The sequence below is a fragment of the Janthinobacterium sp. J1-1 genome, assembly GCF_030944405.1.
Taxonomy (GTDB): Bacteria; Pseudomonadota; Gammaproteobacteria; order Burkholderiales; family Burkholderiaceae_D; genus Janthinobacterium.
In genome coordinates, this window is the sequence record NZ_CP132339.1 from 1,753,506 (window position 1) to 1,769,900 (window position 16,395).

Annotated in this window: 18 protein-coding genes and 1 pseudogene; 14 read left to right on the top strand and 5 right to left on the bottom strand. The window is 62.9% G+C overall.

The annotated features are described in order from the left end of the window. Position 1: 1 nt before the first annotated feature. The 6 genes from Q8L25_RS07935 (at position 2) to Q8L25_RS07960 (ending at position 4,938) form a co-directional block, all read left to right on the top strand. Positions 2-757 carry an ABC transporter ATP-binding protein gene (locus Q8L25_RS07935; protein ID WP_308924343.1) on the top strand — a complete coding sequence of 252 codons (756 nt, stop codon included), beginning with the start codon at positions 2-4 and terminating at the stop codon, positions 755-757. After that, positions 754-1,482, top strand: coding sequence for an ABC transporter ATP-binding protein (locus Q8L25_RS07940; RefSeq protein ID WP_308924344.1), 729 nt, complete (start codon positions 754-756; stop codon positions 1,480-1,482). The genes Q8L25_RS07935 and Q8L25_RS07940 overlap by 4 nt, the downstream gene beginning before the upstream one ends. 129 nt (positions 1,483-1,611) lie before the next feature. Then, positions 1,612-2,226, top strand: a complete 615-nt coding sequence (paaY, locus tag Q8L25_RS07945; RefSeq protein ID WP_308924345.1) for a phenylacetic acid degradation protein PaaY — start codon at positions 1,612-1,614, stop codon at positions 2,224-2,226. Positions 2,227-2,246: 20 nt separating this feature from the next. Then, positions 2,247-4,298 carry a phenylacetic acid degradation bifunctional protein PaaZ gene (gene paaZ / locus Q8L25_RS07950; protein WP_308924346.1) on the top strand — a complete coding sequence of 684 codons (2,052 nt, stop codon included), beginning with the start codon at positions 2,247-2,249 and terminating at the stop codon, positions 4,296-4,298. Positions 4,299-4,359: 61 nt separating this feature from the next. Further along, positions 4,360-4,614, top strand: a complete 255-nt coding sequence (locus tag Q8L25_RS07955) for a type II toxin-antitoxin system ParD family antitoxin (protein ID WP_308924347.1) — start codon at positions 4,360-4,362, stop codon at positions 4,612-4,614. 6 nt (positions 4,615-4,620) lie between these two features. Beyond that, a complete protein-coding gene (locus tag Q8L25_RS07960; RefSeq protein ID WP_308924348.1) occupies positions 4,621-4,938 on the top strand; it encodes a type II toxin-antitoxin system RelE/ParE family toxin in 318 nt (105 codons plus the stop codon). Position 4,939: 1 nt separating this feature from the next. Here Q8L25_RS07960 and Q8L25_RS07965 read toward each other — a convergent pair whose 3' ends face one another. Continuing rightward, on the bottom strand, positions 4,940-6,199 hold the full coding sequence (locus tag Q8L25_RS07965; RefSeq protein WP_374694244.1) for a M24 family metallopeptidase: 1,260 nt from the start codon (positions 6,197-6,199) through the stop codon (positions 4,940-4,942). 84 nt (positions 6,200-6,283) lie between these two features. Next, positions 6,284-7,681 (bottom strand): argininosuccinate lyase, encoded by a 1,398-nt coding sequence (argH, locus tag Q8L25_RS07970; protein WP_308924349.1) that lies wholly within the window; start codon positions 7,679-7,681, stop codon positions 6,284-6,286. Between the two features lie 276 nt (positions 7,682-7,957). Here argH and Q8L25_RS07975 point away from each other — a divergent pair, with 276 nt between their 5' ends. Beyond that, positions 7,958-8,140 carry a hypothetical protein gene (locus Q8L25_RS07975; RefSeq protein ID WP_308924350.1) on the top strand — a complete coding sequence of 61 codons (183 nt, stop codon included), beginning with the start codon at positions 7,958-7,960 and terminating at the stop codon, positions 8,138-8,140. A gap of 131 nt (positions 8,141-8,271) precedes the next feature. Then, the gene (locus Q8L25_RS07980) at positions 8,272-9,324 is read left to right on the top strand and encodes a DUF5694 domain-containing protein (RefSeq protein WP_308924351.1); all 1,053 of its coding nucleotides are present in this window, start codon (positions 8,272-8,274) and stop codon (positions 9,322-9,324) included. Between the two features lie 85 nt (positions 9,325-9,409). Here the strand turns inward: Q8L25_RS07980 and Q8L25_RS07985 are convergent. The 3 genes and pseudogenes from Q8L25_RS07985 to Q8L25_RS07995 all read right to left on the bottom strand — a co-directional run. Beyond that, positions 9,410-10,870, bottom strand: a pseudogene (locus Q8L25_RS07985) (M56 family metallopeptidase); the annotation flags it as partial. After that, a complete protein-coding gene (locus tag Q8L25_RS07990) occupies positions 10,870-11,286 on the bottom strand; it encodes a BlaI/MecI/CopY family transcriptional regulator (RefSeq protein ID WP_308924352.1) in 417 nt (138 codons plus the stop codon). The pseudogene Q8L25_RS07985 and the gene Q8L25_RS07990, both read right to left, overlap by 1 nt. 39 nt (positions 11,287-11,325) lie before the next feature. Continuing rightward, on the bottom strand, positions 11,326-12,219 hold the full coding sequence (locus tag Q8L25_RS07995; protein WP_308924353.1) for an alpha/beta hydrolase: 894 nt from the start codon (positions 12,217-12,219) through the stop codon (positions 11,326-11,328). Between the two features lie 204 nt (positions 12,220-12,423). On the opposite strand from Q8L25_RS07995, the gene Q8L25_RS08000 reads away from it, so the two are divergent. The 6 genes from Q8L25_RS08000 (at position 12,424) to Q8L25_RS08025 (ending at position 16,320) form a co-directional block, all read left to right on the top strand. Beyond that, entirely contained in the window at positions 12,424-12,888 is a 465-nt protein-coding gene (locus Q8L25_RS08000; RefSeq protein ID WP_308924354.1) for a carboxymuconolactone decarboxylase family protein, read from the top strand. A 44-nt stretch (positions 12,889-12,932) separates the two neighbouring features. Further along, complete coding sequence (locus Q8L25_RS08005) at positions 12,933-13,820, top strand: RNA polymerase sigma-70 factor (RefSeq protein WP_308924355.1); 888 nt, start codon at positions 12,933-12,935, stop codon at positions 13,818-13,820. Between the two features lie 151 nt (positions 13,821-13,971). Further along, positions 13,972-14,169 (top strand): hypothetical protein, encoded by a 198-nt coding sequence (locus Q8L25_RS08010; protein ID WP_308924356.1) that lies wholly within the window; start codon positions 13,972-13,974, stop codon positions 14,167-14,169. A gap of 128 nt (positions 14,170-14,297) precedes the next feature. After that, the gene (locus tag Q8L25_RS08015) at positions 14,298-14,765 is read left to right on the top strand and encodes a GNAT family N-acetyltransferase (protein ID WP_308924357.1); all 468 of its coding nucleotides are present in this window, start codon (positions 14,298-14,300) and stop codon (positions 14,763-14,765) included. A 118-nt stretch (positions 14,766-14,883) separates the two neighbouring features. Beyond that, a complete protein-coding gene (locus Q8L25_RS08020) occupies positions 14,884-15,831 on the top strand; it encodes a GSU2403 family nucleotidyltransferase fold protein (RefSeq protein ID WP_308924358.1) in 948 nt (315 codons plus the stop codon). A gap of 291 nt (positions 15,832-16,122) precedes the next feature. Next, on the top strand, positions 16,123-16,320 hold the full coding sequence (locus tag Q8L25_RS08025; protein WP_308924356.1) for a hypothetical protein: 198 nt from the start codon (positions 16,123-16,125) through the stop codon (positions 16,318-16,320). The last annotated feature ends 75 nt before the right edge of the window (positions 16,321-16,395 follow it).

Below are 16,395 nucleotides of genomic sequence, written 5' to 3' on the forward strand. Positions count from 1 at the left end.
GATGCTGACGATTAACAACCTGAGCAAGAGCTTTGGCGGCGTGCACGCGGTGCAGGATGTCAGCTTTATGGTCAAGGAAGGCAATATCCACTCCGTGATCGGCCCTAATGGCGCCGGCAAGACGACCTTGTTCAACCTGATCACGGGTGTCTACACGCCGACCAGGGGAGAAATCCTGCTCAATGGCGAAAACGTGGCCGCCATGTCGCCCGATGCGCTGGCGCGGCGCGGCATGAGCCGCACCTTCCAGAACCTGCAGGTGTGCATGAACATGACGGCGATCGACAATGTGATGGTGGGCGCGCACCTGCGGCTGAACCAGAACCTGTTCGCTTCCATGCTGCGCCTGCCATCCGTGCGCCGGGCGGACACGGCCTGCCGCGATGAAGCTGCCCAGCTGATGGAATTTGTCGGCGTGGGCCGCCATGTCGACGACGAGGCGGGCCAGATGTCGTATGGCGCCCTGAAGCGTCTGGAGATTGCGCGCGCGCTGGCGGCCAAGCCGAAGGTACTGCTGCTGGACGAACCGGCCGCAGGCCTGAATCACACGGAGACGGGCGAGATCGAAGCCTTGATCCGCAAGGTGGCGCAATCGGGCGTGACGGTGGTGCTGGTCGAGCACGACATGAAACTGGTGATGAATCTGTCGGACCATATCCTGGTGCTCGACTATGGCAAGAAGCTGGCCGAAGGGACCGCCGCCGAAGTGCGCGCCAATCCCGACGTGGTGGCGGCGTATCTGGGAGTGGCTGCATGACCGATAAAGTACAAACACCGCTGGTGCTCGATATCGCCGGCCTCACCAGCCACTACGGCCGCATCCAGGGCCTGCACGGCATAGCCCTGCAGGTGCGCCAGGGCCAACTGGTGGCGCTGGTAGGGGCCAACGGCGCCGGCAAGACCACCTTGCTGCGCGCGATTTCAGGCGTGCAGCCGATCAGCGCCGGCACGATCACCTTTGCCGGCCAGGACATCAGCCGCAGCAGCGCCGACAAGCGCGTGCGCGCCGGCATCTGCCAGGTGCCGGAAGGGCGTCAGGTGTTCGGCCCGATGACGGTGGAGGACAATCTGCGCCTGGGCGCCTTTACCCGCCCGCAGCAGGAAGTGGCCGGCGAGATCGAGCGCATGTACGGTTTGTTCCCGATCCTCAAGGAAAAGCGTCTTTTACTCGCTGGTACCCTGTCCGGCGGACAGCAGCAGATGCTGGCCATGGCGCGCGCGCTGATGGGCCGCCCGCAACTGCTGCTGCTCGACGAGCCGAGCATGGGCCTGGCGCCGCTGTTGATCGCCGAAATCTTCCGCATCGTGGCCGAACTGCGCGACCGCGGCATCACGATTTTCCTGGTCGAGCAGAACGCCCACGCGGCGCTGTCGATCGCCGATGTCGGCTATGTGATCGAGACGGGCGCCATCACCCTGTCCGGGCCAGGGCCGGAATTGCTGCATAACGAGCAGGTGCAGAGCGCCTACCTGGGCATGTGAGGACGTAGGTCGGATTAGCGCGTAGCGCGTAATCCGACAACATTGTTGGCGCTACAGGTGTTTGTCGGATTACGCCGTTCCGGCTAATCCGACCTACGCACATGGCACGATAGTTAAAAGGAAAATACCATGGTCAAAGTCTACGAAATCAACGGCGTTACCCCCGTGGTCCACCCGTCCGCCTATGTGCATCCGAGCGCGGTGCTGATCGGCGACGTGATCGTCGGCCCGCGCTGCTATATCGGGCCGCTGGCCTCGATCCGCGGCGACTTCGGGCGATTGATACTGGAAGAGGGCGCCAACCTGCAGGACACCTGCGTCATGCACGGCTTTCCCGGCTGCGACACGGTGGTCGAAGTCGACGGCCATGTGGGCCACGGCGCCGTGCTGCACGGCTGCCGCATCGGCCGCAATGCGCTGGTCGGCATGAACGCGGTGGTGATGGACAACGCGGTCATCGGCGCCGAGTCCATCGTCGCCGCTATGAGTTTCGTGAAAGCCGGCATGATCGTGGCGCCGCGCAGCATGGTGGTCGGCACGCCCGCGAAAATCATCCGCAGCCTGACTGACGATGAAATCAAATGGAAAACCTCGGGCACCAGCCAGTACCACGAACTGGCCGTGCGCTCCATGCACACCATGCGCGAAGTCGAGGCGCTGACGGAAGTGGAAGCGAACCGCCAGCGACTCAATTTTGAATCGGCGCTGCCGCTGCATCTGCACAAGAACGCCGCCGCGCAATAAACTATATAGGAATACGAACTATGGCTCACATTTCAACGTTGCAAAGCCTGATCGCCGGCCGCTGGCTGGGCGAATCGGCCGCCGTGCCGCTGCACAGCGCCCTGAACAACAACGTGATTTATCACACGCACGCCGAGAAGATCGATTTCGAGGAAGCCGTCACCTATGCCCGCAAGACGGGCGTGCCGGGCCTGATGGCGCTGGACTTCCAGCAGCGCGCCGCGCGCCTGAAAGCGCTGGCGCTGTACTTGGTCGAGCGCAAGGAAGAGCTGTATGTGATCTCTCACCTGTCGGGCGCCACGCGCGCCGACAGCTGGGTCGATATCGAAGGCGGCACGGGCACCCTGTTCGCCTACGCCAGCATGGGCAGCAACGAGCTGCCGTCGTCGAACGTGCTGCACGAAGGCCCGGCCATCGCATTGGGTAAAAAAGGCGGCTTCGCCGGCACCCACATCCTGGTGCCGCGCGGCGGGCTGGCCGTGCATATCAACGCCTTCAACTTCCCGATCTGGGGCCTGCTGGAAAAGTTCGCGCCGAGCTTTCTGGCGGCCATGCCCTGCATCGCCAAGCCGGCCACCGCCACCAGCTACCTGACCCAGGCCGTGGTGCGCATGATGCATGAATCGGGCTTGCTGCCCGAAGGCAGCCTGCAGCTGGTGATCGGCTCCACCGGCGACCTGCTGGACCGTTTGAACGGCCAGGATTTCGTCACGTTTACCGGCTCGGCCGCCACCGCCGCCAAGCTGCGCACCAACCCGAACCTGATCGCCAATTCGGTGCCGTTCAACGGCGAAGCCGATTCGCTCAACTGCGCCATCCTGGCGCCGGACGTCACGCCGGACGACGTGGAATTCGACCTGTTCGTCAAGGAAGTGGTACGTGAAATGACGGGCAAGTCGGGCCAGAAGTGCACGGCGATCCGCCGCGTGATCGTGCCCGATCATCTGCTGGACGCCGTTGGCACGCGCCTGCGCGAACGCCTGGCCAAGGTGGTGGTGGGCGACCCGTCCATCGACGGCGTGCGCATGGGGGCGCTGGCCTCGAAAGAGCAGCAGAACGACGTGGCCGAGCGCGTCGCCACCCTGTCCAAGGGCAACGAGGTAGTGTTTGGCGCGGCCGACGGTTTCAATCCGCTGGGCGATGGCGCGCAGGATGGCAGCTTCTTCTCGCCGACCCTGCTGATGTGCCGCGATGCGTTCGGCAACGACGCCGTGCATGACGTGGAAGCGTTCGGCCCCGTCAGCACCATGATGGGCTATCACGATATCGATGAAGCGCTGGCGCTGGCCGCACGCGGCAAGGGCAGCCTGGTGAGCACCCTGGTGACGCGCGATCCGAAACTGGCGGCGCGCGTGGTGCCGTTGGTGGCGGCGACCCACGGCCGCGTGCATATCCTCGAGCGCGAGGCCTCGGTCGATTCGACCGGCCACGGCTCGCCTTTGCCGCAGCTGAAACACGGCGGCCCTGGCCGCGCGGGCGGCGGCGAAGAGCTGGGCGGCGTGCGCGCCGTGCGCCACTACCTGCAGCGCGCGGCGGTACAGGGCTCGCCGACCATGCTGGCGGCCGTGACCGGTGAATACGTGCGTGGCGCGGCCGTCAACGAAAGCCCGATCCACCCGTTCCGCAAGCATTTCGAAGACCTGAAAACCGGCGACTCGCTGCTGACCCACCGCCGCACCGTCAGCGAAGCCGATATTGTCGCCTTTGGCGGCATCTCGGGCGACTTCTTCTACATGCACTTCGACGAAATCGCGGCGAAGGAATCGCAGTTCGGCAAGCGCATCGCCCACGGCTATTTCGTGCTGTCGGCCGCCGCCGGCCTGTTCGTCTCGCCTGGCGTCGGCCCGGTGCTGGCCAACTATGGCCTGGACAACCTGCGCTTCGTGGCGCCGGTGGCCATCGGCGACACCATCCGCGCCCGCCTGACCTGCAAGCGCAAGGTCGACCGCAACCGCAAGGACGTGTTTGGCGTCGGCCAGGGCGTGGTGGCGTGGGACGTGCAGGTGACCAACCAGAACGATGAGCTGGTGGCCAGCTATGACATCCTGACCTTGGTGTCGAAGCGCGAATGAAGTGTTTGACCTGCCGCTGTTCTCGGCTATATTGAGATTTCAATAGTTGGCGAGGTCTGTCATGGACAATATGGAAATATCGATACCGGAGAACCTGAAACGATTCGTCGATGATCAGGTTGCCGGTGGCCGTTACGGCAGCGTCAGTGAATATGTGCGTCAGCTGATACAGGCGGACCAGGAGCGCGCTGCAGAAAGCGAACTGGAAGCGCTCCTGATAGAGGGCTTGGCCAGTGATGAAACGCCGATGACAGCGGCAGATTGGGCTGACATCCGGCGACAGGGACAGGCAAGGATGAGTTCCTTGAAGAAATAAAACCAGATGTCCACCATTTACAAGCGGGCATTAGCGCAGCGCGATCTGGTGGATAACTATGTCTATTTGGCTGAGCATGCAGGCATCAGCCTTGCCGAGAAATTTTTGTCCAATGCAGAGGCCAGTTTTATTGAACTTGCCGCGCAGCCCAAGCTGGGTGCACCGTTGTCAACGCTTCAGCCTTCACTGCAAGGCATGCGCAAGTGGCGAGTCAAGAACTTCGATCATTTTCTGATTTTTTATCTGCCAGTAAAGAGCGGCGTGAGCATCGTTAGGGTACTGCACGCCGCCCGGAACTGGCAGAAAACGCTATCAGTGCGCTAGATCAGCAGGCCAATCCAAACGGATCATCAATGCTGTGCGCCGGCTGGGTGAACCAGCGCGGGCCATTTGCCGTCATATAAAAATGGTCTTCATGGCGGATGCCGAATTCGCCGGGGATGCAGATCATCGGCTCGTTTGAAAAGCACATGCCGACGTCCAGTGGCGTGGTGTCGCTGCCGACCAGGTAGGGCCACTCGTGGATATCAATGCCGATGCCGTGGCCGGTACGGTGGGGCAGGCCGGGCAGCTTGTAGCCGGGGCCGAATCCATCGGCTTCCAGCGCCACGCGCGCGGCGCGGTCGACGTCGCCGCAGGGCACGCCCAGTTGCGCCGCCGCAAACGCCGCCGCCTGTGCTTTTTTCTCGCTGTTCCACACGCTGCGCTGGCGTTCGCTGATGGCGCCAAACACATAGGTGCGCGTGATGTCGGAGATATAGTTCATCACCTGGCAGCCCGTGTCGATCAGCACCGTGTCGCCCGCCTTTAATGTCTGCACATAGTTCACGCCATGCGGGTAGGCGGTCGCCTCGCCGAACAGCACGATGCAGAAGTACGATCGCGGCGCACCCACCTTGCGGTGCGCGCGGCTGATGAATTCCTCCACTTCCACCGTCGTGATGCCTTCGTATAGCATGCTGGCGGTGGCCACGTGCACGGCCAGGGTCATGTCCATCACGCGCTGCATCAGGGCGATTTCGGCTGGCGACTTGCGGCTGCGGCAGTACGCCGTGACGGCACGCGCGTTTTCCAGCGCGTAGCCGGGAGCCAGCGGCCGTATGCCGTCATAGATAAAGAAGGCGGCGCTTTCGCAGATGCCCACGCGCGGCGGCGCGACTGCATCCTGTACCACGCCCATGCGCGCCAGCACATCGACGAACAGCTGGTACGGGCTTTCATGCTCTTCCCAGCAGTTGACCTTGCCCTCGATCTGCATAAAGCCTTGCAAGGTGCTTTCTTCGAACGCGGGGGCGATATATTCCAGGCTGCCGCTGGCGGGCAGGATGGCGCCCACCATGCGTTCGCTGGCATACCATTTGGTGCCCGTGAAATAGACGAGGTTGGCGCCTGCGTTCAGGTAGATGGCGGCGATGCCCTGCTCGCGCATGTACGCTTGCGCGGTGGCGATGCGCTGCGCGTGTTCGTCCTTGCCGATGGCGGCCATGCCGGCCGTCATGTCGCTCAAGGTGGACAGTGCTGCTTCGATGGATGTGCCGCCGATACCGATGCCGGTGTGTGCGATGGCGTTGCTGACGCTGTTCATGCCTGCTCCCAAAAGATCATTCTGAAGGCAGGCATGATAGCAGCCGCGCCCCGGACAGGGCGCAGGTGATGCTTACGAGGGTGCTTACTTTTCCAGCTGCGTGCGCACGCGCGCAATCGCTTCACGTACCTGGCGTGGCGCGGTGCCGCCCACGTGATCGCGTGCGGCGACCGAACCTTCCAGGGTCAGTACCTCGAACACATCTTCGCCTGTCAATGGCGAGAATGCCTGCAGCTGGGCCAAAGACAAATCGGCCAGGTCGCAGCCGGCGTCGACGCAGGCGCGCACGGCCAGCGCCACCGCTTCGTGGGCGTCGCGGAACGGCAGGCCCTTCTTGACCAGGTAGTCGGCCAGGTCGGTGGCGGTGGCGTAGCCTTGCAGGGCCGCCGCGCGCATCGCTTCCGGTTTGACCGTGATGCCGCCGGCCATGTCGGCGAAGATGCGCAGGGTGTCGATGACGGTGTCGACGGTGTCGAACAGCGGTTCCTTGTCTTCCTGGTTGTCCTTGTTGTAGGCCAGCGGCTGGCCTTTCATCAGGGTCAGCAGGCCGATCAGGTGGCCGTAGACGCGGCCGGTCTTGCCACGCGCCAGTTCCGGCACGTCCGGGTTTTTCTTTTGCGGCATGATCGACGAGCCGGTGCAGAAGCGGTCGGCGATGTCGATGAAGCCGATGCGCGGGCTCATCCAGATCACCAGTTCTTCGGCCATGCGCGACACGTGCATCATCAGCACGGCCGAAGCGGCGCAGAATTCGATGGCGAAATCGCGGTCCGACACGGCGTCGAGCGAGTTGTGGCAGACGTCGTCAAAACCCAGGGTTTTCGCCACGCGCAGGCGGTCGATCGGAAAGGTGGTGCCGGCCAGGGCGGCGGCGCCCAGCGGCAGGCGGTTGACGCGCTTGCGCGTGTCCGCCATGCGCTCGGCGTCGCGGCCGAACATCTCGACATACGCCAGCATATGGTGGCCGAAGGTGATCGGCTGCGCTACCTGCATGTGGGTAAAGCCCGGCATGATGGTGTCGGCGTGCTGCTCGGCCAGGTCGGTCAGGGCGCCGCGCAGGGTGGCCAGCAGGGCGGTGATGTCGTCGATGGCGGAACGCACGTACAGGCGGATGTCGGTGGCCACCTGGTCGTTGCGCGAACGGCCCGTGTGCAGGCGCTTGCCGGCGTCGCCCACCAGTTCGGTCAGGCGTTTTTCAATATTCAGGTGGACGTCTTCCAGGTCCAGCAGCCATTCGAACTGGCCGGCGGCGATTTCCTGCGAAATCTGCGCCATGCCGCGCTGGATTTCAGCGTAATCGGCCGGGCTGATGATGGCTTGCGCATGCAGCATTTCCGCATGGGCCAGCGAACCTTCGATATCGAACAGCGCCAGGCGCTTGTCGAAAAATACGGATGCGGTATAGCGCTTGACGAGGTCCGAGACCGGTTCGGAAAACCGGGCCGACCAGGCTTCGCCCTTTTTGGAGAATTGATCAGTCATGAAAGAGGTCCTTTAGTGTACGGCGATTATAAACAAGGTTGACCCGCATCAGGGCTTTTAGGGGCGCAGACAGGGTCGAGAGGGCCGGAAATGGGGCTTGCACGCATCAAAATGCGGCCTGTAGCCGGTTTTTCCGCTGTTTCTGCGTTTCGTCAGAGCTGTTTGTATTCTGTTCCGCGATTTGCGCGTTTGGTCGCAATCCGGTGGCAAGTAGCGGGCGCTGCGTCTACAGTTCAATCATCGCAGCACACCACCACTGATCCCAAGGACTTGACCATGACCATCGCCAAACACATCGAAGCCATCGTTATCGCTATCATCGCCGTTGCCGCCGCAGCCAGCATGGCCACCGCTTCGGTGCCGAAAACGGTCGCCAATGCCAGCGCCGATGCCGTCACCACCCACGTGGTCTATGTCAGCGCCAAGCGCCTGAGCGCCGAAGAAAAAGCCGCGCTTTAAGCGACAACGCCTGGCCCCCTGTTTCGGCAGCCTGCCCCCCGCAAAACGCATTCTGCCCGCACCGGCCTTGTGGCTGTACCCTGTTTTTCCTAGAGTTGCCCTATCTTTAATGACAGGCAGGGGAGGGGCACATGAAAAAATGGACAACGGCGATGGTATGCCTGGCGGCGGCCTGGCCTTATTTCTCACAGGCGCAGGTCGACCTGGCGTCGCTCGATCGCGACATGACCGGTCCGCGGGCCCAGGTACTGGTGCTGGGCACCATGCCCCTGAACGCCATGCCGGACGGCTTCGATCCGGCAGCGCTGGACGGCGTGCTGGACCGGCTGGCGGCATTCAAGCCGGGCATCATCACGATTGAAACCGAGTCCGGCGAAGAGTGCGACCTGGCGGCGCGCCATCCCGCAAAATATGGCGCCGACTATTGCGCCTCGACCGCGCTGGCAAAGGCCGCTACCGGGCTCGATGTCCCCGCTGCCCTCGCCGAAGTGGACAGGACCCTGAAGGCCTGGCCGGCGGACGCGGCACCGGCGCAGCGGCGGCGACTGGCGGCGCTTTTCCTCGCGGCGAACGATGTCGCTTCGGCCTATGTCCAGTGGCTGCAACTGCCGGCGCCGGAGCGGCGCGCGAGCGACAGCTTGGACCAGGCACTGGTGGACAAACTCGCGCAACTGGCCAGGCGCAATAACGAGAACTACCAGCTGGCGGCCCGCCTGGCCGCGCGCCTGAAGCTGCAGCGCGTGCATGCCATCGACAACCATACGGGCGACCGCATCGATCTGCCCGATATCAAGCCCTTCGTGCAGGCGATCGAAGCGGCATGGGCGGCAGGTGGTGCCGCATTGAAGGAAAGCGAACAGCGGCAGGAAGCGATGATGCGGGCACCGGACCTGCTGCCCTTGTACCGCGAGCTCAATACGGCGGCCAGCCTGCGGATGTATGCCGAGGCCAACGTCAGCGCCGCCATGCGCGCGCGGTCACCGCAAGGCTATCCGCAAATGTGGGTGGCCGGCTGGGAAGTCCGCAACCTGCGCATGGTCGCCAATATCCGCGAAACCTTCCGCGAACAGCCGGGCGCGCGCGTGCTGTCCATCGTCGGCGTGTCGCACAAGCCGTGGTTCGATGGCTGGCTGGGGCAGTTGCAGGGCGTCGATGTGGTCGATGTGGGGCCGGTGCTGAAATAACACCGCACCAATACTGGGGCATTTCCGCCAGCGCCCAGTGCGCCTCGCCGGCCACTTCGGCATTCGCGTCATCGAGGTGCTGGCGCAGCATGGGGATGGCGGCGGTGGCCTGCAGATCGCCCAATGCATGCGCGACGCGGGCGCGCACTACGGCATGCGGGTCGTTCAGCATCGCGATCATGGGCGCCAGCCAGCGTGTCTCTTCCATGTCGCCCAGGGCGCCGGCCGCTTCGGCGCGTACCGAGGCATCGGGGTCGGCCAGCAGCGCCGCCACGGCGGCCGCCGTTTCAGGAAAACGCATCTCGCCCAGGGACCAGACGGCAAGGCGCCGCGTTACTGGTGAGGGATAGCGCAGCAGTTGCAGGACTGAGGGGATGGCGGCGCGCTGGCGGAACGATGCCACTTTCTCCGCATGGCGCAGCGAAAAATCCCCGGCGCGCATGGCGGCGGCCAGCTGGGTGAAATTCGGGTTGTCCAGCGTTTCAAGGAAGCCGAGCGGCTCCAGACTCGTCATCGGCACGGATACCAGCTGGTCCGGCCACAGCACCTGTTCGCCGCGCAGCTGCAGGCTGCCGAGCACATACAGCAGCGCCACTGTCGCCAGCGTTCCGCTCCACCATTGCAGGGCCGTGACGCGCCCGCGCGGGCGATGCGCTTCCAGCAGCGCAGCGATACGCTTGCGCAGCATGGCGCCACGACTGGCGATATGGTTTTCCACCGTACCTGCGGCATCGCCACCGAAGGCATGGCGCGACACCGCCAGCAGCGTGTGCGCATAGTGCGATGGCTTGCTGCCTGCCGCCAGCACCGCATCGTCGGCCGCGCACTCGGTATCGTGTTCGAGGGTGCGCAGCAGTGGATACATCAGCGGGTGCCACCAATACAGGGCCAGCAGCACACGCCCCAGAATCAACATAATCCAGTCATGCGCGCGCACATGGGCCAGTTCGTGGGCCAGCACGGCGCCCGGATCTGCGCTGTCCAGGCTGTGCCGGTCCAGCACGATGACGGGATGCCGCCAGCCCCAGCTATAGGGCGAATGCGCCGCATCGGACACCAGCAGCGCTACTTTGCGGCGCAGCCCCAGCGAGCGGTGCAGCCTTGCCAGCGCGGCGCTCCATGCGGGGGCGTCGACTGCCCGCGCGGCAGCGGCGGACCGGCGCAACTGCCGCAGGTTCAGCGCCAGGCGCAGCAGATGGCACAGCACGCCGATGACGTAGACGGCCAGCAGCCAGCGTCCGAGGCTGGCCGCGCGCAAGGGCAGGGAAATGGCCTCACGCAGTACGGGGACGTCGGCCTGCGTCACGCTGGCGGGGATCACCAGCGGCGGGTCAAGCAGGGCCGACAAGGCCAGCGGCATGGTGAGCGGCATCGGCGGCAGCGACAGCCAGAAAAGCGGCATCAGCAGCAGCGCCACCAGGCCGCAGCGGGCGGCAAACACGCGGCGCGCCGCCGAGGCATGCGCCAGCAGCCGCAGCAGGCATAACAGCAGCAGGACCGTCACGCCATGCTTCAGCAGAAGCTGGGCGAGATCGGTTCCCGCCATCAGCGGCCTTCCTTGCGCGCCTTTGCAATCATCGCTTCGAGGTCGTCGAGTTCTTCCGGACTGAGTTTGCCCGACATGCCGAGCAAAGCCGTCGCCGCGCTGGCCTTGGAATTGTTGAAGAAGGTGCCGACCAGTTTTTTCAAGGCCGATTCGCGCACCTGCGCCTGTGGCGCCACGGCGCTGTACAGATAGCGCTGGCCGTCGACTCTGTGCCGCAGCAAGCCTTTCGTTTCCAGCCGCCCCAGCATGGCGCGCACCGCCGAATTGCTCAGGTCCGGCCCCAGCGCCTCCTGGATCTGCGCCGCGGTGGCTTCCCGCAGCTGGTACACGCATTCGACCACCTGGCGCTCGCGCGGCGCCAGGTTGTCCAGTCCTTGCGTCTCGGTGACGCTGGTCGATGCGGGGGCTTTTTTCATGATGGTTTCAACGCTGGTTCTGCTGGTAAAAGATGCTGGCTATTGTACGCCAGCACCGGCTGCTTTCTCTTTGGCCAGGCGCGCCGCGTTCTGCGTGGCCAGCGTCATCACCTGCTCGATCGCATTGATCACCAGCTCCGGCTCCTGCCGCTGGATGCCATGGCCGCTGTTGGGCGTGAAGACATGGGCGCCGCTGGAAAACTGGCTGAGGAAGGCGGCGTGGCGCTGGCGCTTGAGCTTGATGACGTCCGGGGTTTCCTGGAAAAAGTCGGAACCGGCGCGCGCCTGCACCGACGTGATCAGCACCGCCGGCACGTCGGGCAGCGCCGGCGCCGCCGGCAGCTTGCCTGCATCGAGGATGGCCTGGATCGTCTGCAGCTCGCCCTGCCATTTGGGCGGGATGCTGGAGGCAAGCATCTGCTGGTCCTGCCGTACGCGCGCCGCATCGATGCCCTTGAGGACGGATTCGAAGCCTTCATCGGCCGGGTCGACGAACACCATGCCGGCGACCTGCCGCGGATGGGTGGCGGCGAAATGGCGGATCAAGAAACCGCCATACGAATGGCCGACCAGGATCAGCGGGCCTTGCACTTGGCGCGCTTCCAGCACGGCGGCCAGTTCGGCCACGCTTTGCTCCATCGTCAGCGGCGTCGTGCGCGCCGGCGACTTGCCGTAGCCGGCGCGCGAATAGACCAGCACCGCCGCTTTTTTTGCCACTTCCGGCGCCACCTTGCGCCATACCGACTGGTCGCTGGCGAAGCCCGCTTCGAACACGACGGTATAAGGCCCTTGGCCCATCTGCGCCACTTGCAGCTGGTGCTGGCCGACCGTGACCATGCTGTCGAAATCGGTGGCGGCGGCCGTCGCCGGTAGCGTGAGGGCGGCAGTGGACAGCAGGCCGGCCAGTATCCATTTGCGTGCGAATGACAGCATGTTTTTTCCTTGGGCGATGAGTTTGGCTACATTTGTAGCATGTAACATTTGTAGCATGCCACATTTGTAGCAGGCGTGACAAGCGATAGTTTTCGCCTGTTTTGAAAATAAATCACGGGATCTGTCACAACGCGCTTGCGTCGCACGTCTAATCACTGTGACCAGCGCATGGTGCGCGGTCGCCAACCAACCAATGAGGTCATCATGTCCAATACCGCCCGCCTGCCTTTCTTTTCCCTCGCTCCCAATTCGCTCAAGGCGATGATCAACCTGTCGAAGTCGGTCAGCCAGAGCGCGATCGGCGAGCGCCTTTTCGAGCTGGTCAACCTGCGCGTGTCGCAAATCAACGGTTGCGGCGTGTGCGTCGACATGCATTGGCGCTTCCTGCTCAAGCAGGGCGCCGAGCCGCGTCACCTCAATGCCATCGCCGGCTGGCGCGAAGCGCCGTTCTTCAGCCCCCGCGAACGCGCCGCGCTGGCCTGGGCCGAAGCCGTCAATGCGCTGCCGCAGCGCGACGATACCGACGCCGCTTATGCCGAACTGCGCGAGCATTTCGATGAAAACGAGGTGGTCGAACTGAGCTACGCCATCGCCGCCATTCGTGGTTGGAACGTGCTGAACCTCTCGCTGCGCAACCAGATCCCGGAAGAACCGGCGCCAGGTTTCTAACACCCCCGCCGATCGATGTAGTATTGGGGAACAAGAGCATAACGATGAACCATCGCACCGACACCGACTATCTGGCCCTCTTTACGGCGCTGCGCCCAAGGCTGTTTTCGATCGCCTATCGCATGCTGGGCGTGCGCGCCGATGCCGAGGATGTGCTGCAGGACGCCTGGCTGCGCTGGCACGCCGGTGACAAAACGCAGATCCAGTCCTGCGAGGCGTGGCTGGTGTCGGTGGTGACCCGGCTGGCCATCGACCGGCTGCGCACCAGCAAGGCAGACCGCGAAACCTATGTTGGCTGGTGGCTGCCCGAACCGCTGGTCGAGCTGGACGAGAACACGCCGGAAAGCGCGGTGGAACTGGCCAGCGATGTGTCGTTCGCCTTCATGTGGGCGCTGGAGAGGCTGTCCGCCGACGAGCGCGCGGCATTCCTGATGCGCCATGTGTTCGATGCCGACTATGCGGAAATCGCCGAAGTGCTGGGCAAGTCCGAAGTCGCCTGCCGCCAGCTGGCCCATCGCGCTCAAGTGCGGGTGCGGCAGGAGCGTCCCCGTTTCACGGTACCCAGGGATGCGCACCGCGATTTGCTGGCGAAATTTACCGAGGCCGCCAGCAAGGGCGACCGCGCGGCGATGCGCGCCCTGATGTCCGACGACGTGCAACTGGTGGCCGATGGCGGCGGCAAGGTGAACTCCTTCCTGCATGTGCTCAAGGGAGCAGGGCGGGTTGCCGGCGTCTACTGGTCGCTGGAGCACCAGTTCCCGGCGCAAGTGCGCTATCGCGTGGCCCTGATCAATGGCGAACCGGGGCTGCTGCGCTATGTGGCCGGCAAGCTCGAATCGGCGCAGTCCTTTATCGTCGATGGTGAAAAGGTGGTGGCGGTGTTCATCATGCGCAATCCCGACAAGCTGCGCTCGGTTCCGCAAACCTTCTGAGGGCCGTGACGCGTTTCATCGCAGCTGTCTGTATTCTGTCCCGCCTTTTGCGCAGTTGGTCGCAATCCGGTGGTGTTGTCAGGGCGATGCGCCTAAAGTTCAATCATCGCAGCACACAACCTACCGAACCACTCGCTCAAAGGACACCATCATGAACATCGCCAAAAACATGGAAGCCATCTTCGTCGCCATCATCGCCATCGCCGCCGCCACCAGCATCGCCACCGCCTCGGTGCCGACCTTCCGCGCCGCGCCGGCGAGCGTGGTTGCCAGCGCCGACGCCACCGTCACGCACACCGTGTATGTCAGCGCCAAGCGTCTGAGCGCTGCGGAAAAAGCCGTGCTGTAAGCGCTGCTCGACCATGCAGCACGCAGCACCCGCAACAGCATCGGCAGTACATCGCAAGACCCCATCACAGGCAGTCAGGACGGGCGGCGCCCCCGGTTCTTTCCAGCCCTGGTGACAGCAGCGCCAGAATGGCCGATGATCGTGTTTTCAACGACAACCGGGCCAGCGCAATGTCATCCTTCAAGATCACCACCGACAAGACGGAACTCGACGTTCCGGCGATCCACCATTTTCTCGGCACGCAATCGACCTGGGCCATCGGCATTCCGCTGGCCACCGTGCAGCGCGCGATCGACCATTCCCTGTGCTTTGGCGGCCTGCTTGACGGCCGCCAGGTGGCGTTCGCCCGCGTGGTCACTGATCACGCCACCTTCGCCTACCTGGTCGACGTGTATGTGCTGGAAGAGTACCGCGGCAGGGGCTATAGCAAGCAGCTGATGGACGCCGTCATGGCGCATCCCGGCCTGCAGGGCCTGCGCCGCTTCATGCTGGCCACCAGCACCGCGCACGGCCTGTATGCGCGCCACGGGTTCACGGCCCCGCTGCGGCCTGAGTCGCTGATGGAGAAGTATGTGCCCGATATTTACCGGCAGTGAGTTATCGGCGCTGATCAGTAGAAAACATTTTTGTCTTGTTTTTATGATTCAAGATATTGATTTTAAAAGTTTTTCGGTATAATTTGAAAAATAATGAAAATATACCGAGGAGCTTGCTATGTTGGAACTGCCAGCCGATGCCACACGGCAGTACATTGATGCGGTTGCCACTTTTGAAGCTTATGAAGAGGCGCTGGCGGAGGCCGCCAAGGTACGTGGCGGTATGTATTGGCACAGGGGGCCCATGGCCGCTCCTGATGATGCCTATCTGGTGCGTACCACCGCTTCCGGCAGTGAAAAGAGTTTGGGCCGCCGGTCGCCTGAAACAGAGGCAATGTATGCCAGTTTTCGTCAGAGAAAAGAGTTAGCCGAGTTGCGCAGAGACGGGCTGAAGGCGTCGTTATCCAAACATAAAAGAATGAACCGTGCGCTGCGTGTTGGAAGGGTTGCGCCTATCATCGTGGACATTCTGAATCGTCTGGCAGTCACCAAATTGGGCGAACACTTTCGCGTGGTCGGCACCCACGCACTCTACGCTTACGAATCGGCGGCGGGCATTATCTTTGAAGACGATGCGGTGGCGACACGCGACATTGACTTGCTTTGGGATGTCAGAAAAAGAGTTGCATTTGCCACTGCCTTGAGCAAGGTCGACATGTCAATGCTGGGTGTGCTTCAAAAAGTAGATCCAACGTTTCGTATCCGAAATTCTAAAAAATACACGGCTGTTAACAAGGACGGTTTCGAGGTTGATATTATCCGCCGCGAGCAGGCGATTGGCGACCCGCATCCTATCCGGTTGAGCAATGACGACGAGGACTTCTGGGTGGCTCAAGCACCACGTGCCCAGGAACTGCTGGACTCGCCTCCCTTCTCGGCAGTCATCGTCGCCACCAATGGCGATATGGCTCGGATGAATACACTCGATCCCACGGCCTTTGTCCGCTTCAAACAATGGATGAGTGCTTTGCCTGAGCGCGATCCTCTCAAGCGCCGGCGGGATGCCTTGCAAGCAAAGGCCGTCGAAGAAGTGGTTCAAGAGTATTTGCCGCACTGGGCGCGCTAAGTAACCCCCAATAAATTCTTGTGATTTCTGACTTCCATCACCGGCGCTCTGCTGTGTTGCCAACTGCTAGCAGTGCTCGCACTGCGTCGCAGTCGGCGCCTTGCATAGCATCCGGTCCTGTTCGTCATAACTTCACAATAATTTCCTGACGATTACTTAGCTTTCCATCCTTCCAGTGAGTATTCTGTCCCGCGTTTTGCGCAGTTGGTCGCAATCCGGTGGTGCTTGTGGGGCGATGCGCCTAAAGTTCAATCATCGCAGCACACAACCCACCACCCAAAGGACACCATCATGAACATCGCCAAAAACATGGAAGCCATCTTCGTCGCCATCATCGCCATCGCCGCCGCCACCAGCATCGCCACCGCCTCGGTACCGACGTTCCGCGCCGCGCCGGCGAGCGTGGTTGCCAGCGCCGACGCCACCGTTACGCACACCGTGTATGTCAGCGCCAAGCGTCTGAGCGCCGCGGAAAAAGCCGTGCTGTAAGCGCTGCAGCACCATGCAGCACGCAGCACCCGCAACAGCATCCGCAGTACATCGCAAGACCCCATCACAGGCAGT

What these genes read in the sequence shown, in the direction of transcription:
- Q8L25_RS07940 (WP_308924344.1), top strand. Translation starts at nt 754, where the DNA reads ATGACCGATAAAGTACAAACACCGCTGGTGCTCGATATCGCCGGCCTC.
- Q8L25_RS07980 (WP_308924351.1), top strand. Translation starts at nt 8,272, where the DNA reads ATGAAAAAATGGACAACGGCGATGGTATGCCTGGCGGCGGCCTGGCCT.
- Q8L25_RS08010 (WP_308924356.1), top strand. Translation starts at nt 13,972, where the DNA reads ATGAACATCGCCAAAAACATGGAAGCCATCTTCGTCGCCATCATCGCC.
- Q8L25_RS07935 (WP_308924343.1), top strand. Translation starts at nt 2, where the DNA reads ATGCTGACGATTAACAACCTGAGCAAGAGCTTTGGCGGCGTGCACGCG.
- Q8L25_RS08005 (WP_308924355.1), top strand. Translation starts at nt 12,933, where the DNA reads ATGAACCATCGCACCGACACCGACTATCTGGCCCTCTTTACGGCGCTG.
- Q8L25_RS08020 (WP_308924358.1), top strand. Translation starts at nt 14,884, where the DNA reads ATGTTGGAACTGCCAGCCGATGCCACACGGCAGTACATTGATGCGGTT.
- Q8L25_RS07955 (WP_308924347.1), top strand. Translation starts at nt 4,360, where the DNA reads ATGGACAATATGGAAATATCGATACCGGAGAACCTGAAACGATTCGTC.
- Q8L25_RS07995 (WP_308924353.1), bottom strand. Translation starts at nt 12,219, where the DNA reads ATGCTGTCATTCGCACGCAAATGGATACTGGCCGGCCTGCTGTCCACT.
- argH (WP_308924349.1), bottom strand. Translation starts at nt 7,681, where the DNA reads ATGACTGATCAATTCTCCAAAAAGGGCGAAGCCTGGTCGGCCCGGTTT.
- Q8L25_RS08015 (WP_308924357.1), top strand. Translation starts at nt 14,298, where the DNA reads ATGGCCGATGATCGTGTTTTCAACGACAACCGGGCCAGCGCAATGTCA.
- Q8L25_RS08025 (WP_308924356.1), top strand. Translation starts at nt 16,123, where the DNA reads ATGAACATCGCCAAAAACATGGAAGCCATCTTCGTCGCCATCATCGCC.
- paaY (WP_308924345.1), top strand. Translation starts at nt 1,612, where the DNA reads ATGGTCAAAGTCTACGAAATCAACGGCGTTACCCCCGTGGTCCACCCG.
- Q8L25_RS07990 (WP_308924352.1), bottom strand. Translation starts at nt 11,286, where the DNA reads ATGAAAAAAGCCCCCGCATCGACCAGCGTCACCGAGACGCAAGGACTG.
- paaZ (WP_308924346.1), top strand. Translation starts at nt 2,247, where the DNA reads ATGGCTCACATTTCAACGTTGCAAAGCCTGATCGCCGGCCGCTGGCTG.
- Q8L25_RS07965 (WP_374694244.1), bottom strand. Translation starts at nt 6,199, where the DNA reads ATGAACAGCGTCAGCAACGCCATCGCACACACCGGCATCGGTATCGGC.
- Q8L25_RS07960 (WP_308924348.1), top strand. Translation starts at nt 4,621, where the DNA reads ATGTCCACCATTTACAAGCGGGCATTAGCGCAGCGCGATCTGGTGGAT.
- Q8L25_RS07975 (WP_308924350.1), top strand. Translation starts at nt 7,958, where the DNA reads ATGACCATCGCCAAACACATCGAAGCCATCGTTATCGCTATCATCGCC.
- Q8L25_RS08000 (WP_308924354.1), top strand. Translation starts at nt 12,424, where the DNA reads ATGTCCAATACCGCCCGCCTGCCTTTCTTTTCCCTCGCTCCCAATTCG.